General features: G+C 43.3%; 2 protein-coding genes. Both read left to right on the top strand.

What is annotated here, in order from left to right; translation table 11 throughout:
* Positions 1–134, top strand: a 134-nt coding sequence (gene ybeY, locus AB4496_RS28140; protein WP_372133326.1) for an rRNA maturation RNase YbeY, incomplete at its 5' end; no start/stop codon positions are given.
* A gap of 120 nt (positions 135–254) precedes the next feature.
* Positions 255–1119, top strand: an 865-nt coding sequence (gene corC, locus AB4496_RS28135; RefSeq protein ID WP_372133323.1) for a CNNM family magnesium/cobalt transport protein CorC, incomplete at its 3' end; no start/stop codon positions are given.

Genomic DNA, 1119 nt, shown 5'->3' with positions numbered 1-1119 from the left:
TGGTTGTACATGGCAGTCTGCATCTGCTAGGTTATGATCATATCGAAGATGATGAAGCTGAAGAGATGGAGTCACTCGAAACAGAAATCATGCAAACTATGGGGTTTGAAGACCCGTATATTCTAGAAAAGTAAATCGATTCTAGTAAAGTAGGTTGCAGAGAAACAATAACTCATCGAACCTGTGATTTTCGCAGGAATCTGAGTTGTAACGTGTGCTATCACACTTCTGATAGCGTTATTTTTTGAGAAATCATGAACGAAGGTAACCCCCCCACTTCTGAGGGAAGTAAAAAATCTGAAGGTCCGAGTAGAAAGTCCTTCTTTGAACGCCTAGGCCAACTATTTCAAGGTGAAGTTAAAGATCGCCAAGAGCTCGTAGATGTAATCCGCGACTCAGAAATTAATGACCTAATTGACCACGACACGCGCGACATGCTCGAGGGTGTAATGGAAATTTCAGAGATGCGAGTACGCGACATCATGCTGCCTCGCTCTCAAATGGTTACAGTTGAACGCACCGATGATTTAGATACATTGATTGCGCTTATTACTGATGCTCAACACTCTCGCTACCCAGTGATCAGTGAAGATAAAGACCATGTTGAAGGCATTCTATTAGCGAAGGACCTACTTAAGTATTTGGGTTCAGAAAGTGCCCCATTTGATATCGAACAAGTGATTCGCCCTGTCGTGGTTGTTCCTGAAAGTAAGCGTGTTGATCGCCTACTCAAAGAGTTCCAAGAAGAGCGCTACCACATGTCTATCGTTGTCGATGAGTTTGGCGGAGTTTCTGGCCTGGTAACCATTGAAGATATCCTCGAAGAAATCGTTGGTGAAATTGAAGACGAGTTCGACGATGAAGAAGAGCTAGATATTCGTAAGCTGAGTAAGCATACTTTCTCTGTTAAAGCTTTAACCACTATTGAAGAGTTCAACGATACGTTTGGAACTGCCTTTAGTGACGATGAAGTGGATACGGTAGGCGGCATGGTTATGACAGCACTCGGTCACCTGCCGGTTCGTGGCGAAATTGTAGAGATTGAAAACTACCATTTCAAAATAACATCAGCAGATAACCGTCGTGTGATTCAGTTACAGGTAACCATTCCTGACGAAC

It is taken from the genome of Vibrio sp. 10N.222.46.A1 (genome assembly GCF_041473595.1).
GTDB lineage: Bacteria > Pseudomonadota > Gammaproteobacteria > Enterobacterales > Vibrionaceae > Vibrio > Vibrio tasmaniensis_A.
This window is presented reverse-complemented; position numbering and strand designations above follow the sequence as displayed.